Annotated in this window: 2 protein-coding genes; both read right to left on the bottom strand. The window is 49.7% G+C overall.

Annotated elements, in window-relative coordinates; genetic code table 11:
- Window positions 1-384: hypothetical protein (locus ABYV26_RS24175; RefSeq protein ID WP_372683909.1), on the bottom strand; the 384-nt coding region annotated here is incomplete at its 3' end.
- Window positions 385-644: 260 nt separating this feature from the next.
- Window positions 645-2,393 (bottom strand): sigma-54 interaction domain-containing protein, encoded by a 1,749-nt coding sequence (locus tag ABYV26_RS24170; protein WP_372683908.1) that lies wholly within the window; start codon window positions 2,391-2,393, stop codon window positions 645-647.
- Window positions 2,394-2,741 lie beyond the last annotated feature (348 nt).

The following is a 2,741-nucleotide window of genomic DNA, read 5'->3' as shown; positions in this document are numbered from 1 at the left end:
GGCTTCATCGAAAAAAGGCGGCTGTGGTGTGCTTTTTAGCTTGTCGACCAATTTTTTTGCCGCCGAGGTTAATTCCTCATGAGAATCGGCTGGCCCATTTTTTAACAGTTGAACCAGTGCATCGCCTGCAATGATCCGGGCATCGTAGTAGGTGTTATCGTCTGCCAGTATGGCAAGGACCTGGAGGACCATTTCCCTGGACGGGGTTTGGATCTCTCCGACACGCTTGAGCACCTCTTCGCGCAGTCGCCAGTTGCCCTTGAATCGGAGGATCCGAATCAACCCCGGCTGACACTCTGCCAATCTACCGCTGTCGGCCAATTCATCGAAGGTGTCAAGAACCGGTCCCCAATCCGTGAGGTTACCAAAAGGATCTTGTTTCATTGATTTACTCCTTTTCGTTAATTTGACGGTTTTATTGATGAACTGATTACTGACGGCGTTATAGAGCAATGACGGTGCCAGAATTGATATATTGTTTAACCCACTGATATGAATGATGAATTTGGAAAACGGCAGGGATTGCCAAAAAAAAGGATGGGAAATAACCGCCCGCTTAAATCAACTAAAAAAGATTTAACATGCAGTTTTAATTTAGCATTTTGAGTGCGGGCGAATACGCCCATGGTGGGCGAATCTGGCACTTATGAAGGGGACATTTTCCGAAAAAGTGCTCTGCGCGATATTCCCAGCAGGGAGGCTGCCTGGGTGCGGTTACCGCCTGCCTGGCGCAAGGCTTTTGAGATGAGGGCCTGCTCCAATTGTTGGGTGGCATCACGAAGATTGAGTTCGGCCGGGATCCGTGCCGTTGCAAATTTCGGATCGGGTGAAAGAAAATCAAGGTGTCCAAGGGTTACATAGCGCTGCAGGACATTACGCAATTCGCGGACGTTTCCGGGCCAGTCATACTCGATCAGTGTATCCATGGTACGGCCGGGTATGTTTGTCGGTCCGGAAGGCCCTTTCATTTTGCGTAAAAAGTGTTCAACCAGCAGGGGAATATCCTGTTTACGGTGGCGCAACGGTGGCAATTGAATCTGGATTACCTGGATTCGGTAAAAAAAATCATTGCGCATGTGGCCGCTGCTGACCTTGTCGTCCAAGGCAGTGTTGGATGCCGATATAATCCGGAAATCAGCCAGATGGGTCTCGATACCGCCGACTGGCCGGTATCCTCCGCCGTCGATTGCTCTCAATAGCTTGGCCTGCATGTTGACGGTTAATTCGCTGACTTCGTCAAGAAACAGCGTACCGCCATCGGCCATATCCAGATAGCCCGGCGAATCCGCGTGGGCGCCGGAAAACGATCCTTTGCGGTGGCCGAAAAATTCTCGTTCGAACAGGGTCTCCTGGATCGCACCACAGTTCACCGCGACAAACCGTTCTTTTTTCCTGTCGCTGTGGTCATGGATGGCGTGGGCCACCAATTCTTTGCCGGAACCGGATTCACCATATATGGCCACACTGGCATCCGTTGCGGCCGCCTTTAAAATCAACTCGTAAACTTCCTGCATGGCCGGCGATCGGCCAAGGATTTCGCCGAGCCGATAGCGTTCTTTCAAGGACGACCGCAACAGGCGGTTCTCACTGTCCAAAAGATCGGCCATGCGTTGGGCGGCCATCTGTTGCTCTTTGATTTCAGTGATATCCTTGAACGTTGACAGCAGCGCCGGTCGGCCCTGGAAAGTGATTGGACTGTGACAGACCTGGATCCAAAACGTCTTTTCGGATCGGGTAAGCTGGTGAACTTCTTCGAACTTGGCCTCAAGCGTGCCTTCACCGATTGATCTGAAGAGTCTGGATATATCGCCTGCATCATCCCCTGGGGGATGGTGTACGGGTTCATCGTGCATGTCCTCGGCCGAAGAGATGTTGAATAATCGACAAAAGGCCGGATTGACGTAATAAAATCGATGATCCTGCACCAGGGAGACGCCTTCGGCGACCTGCTCAGTCAGTACCCGATAACGCGATTCACTTTCTTTCAGCGCTTCTTCAGAGCGCTTTAGCCACAATACCTTACTCAAGCGCTCGCCAATCGCTCTCAACAGGCGATCTTCTTCCTCCAGAAACGGTCCGCCATCGCACACCGGCGGTTTATGAATATAGTAGACGTCCACGTCGCCGACATGATTGCCGTTTAGTACGATTGGCGTATTCTGATGCCAGCGTGTCATCTTGAAATGCTTGGATTGGTATTCCTGGCCGTCCAACACGATCCGCGCACAAGCGTTCTCGGGATACTGCCAGGCCGCCGGAATCAATTCAACGGCACGCTGCATGATCCATGGCAGGGACACATCCTGGTTTTCAAAAAGGTTGGAAATGCCGTACAGGCAGTTCAACTCCTTGATACGCTCGGTCAGCGCGTTAGGCGCGGAAGAAACCGACAATGGTTTACAGGAATCATTATCCATAATTTAATATTTAATTTGAAAAATTATGTAATTTTACCATGTTCAGATATGTATTTGAAAAAAATCATATATTGTCAAGGGATAAACCACAGCATGTGATTGGTATGTATCTATGATTTTTGGCAATGTTATCTAAAATTCAAGCCAAGGCAAGTTTTATCCCATGTAGCAAAAACAAATCACACGCCTAAATGCCCTTGTGATTACTGCTATGAACGACCATGCTACCCGTAATTTAAATCGTATAATATTACAATAACATACCACAGGTCTCCCCTACCCCTCCTTTGCGTCCTTCTACGCCCTCTAGCCAGCCCGGCCCTT

It is taken from the genome of Desulfosarcina sp. (assembly GCF_041551955.1).
In the GTDB taxonomy this organism is placed as follows: domain Bacteria; phylum Desulfobacterota; class Desulfobacteria; order Desulfobacterales; family Desulfosarcinaceae; genus Desulfosarcina.
The sequence above is the reverse complement of the archived record's forward strand: the minus strand, read 5'-3'. Positions and strand labels throughout refer to the sequence as shown.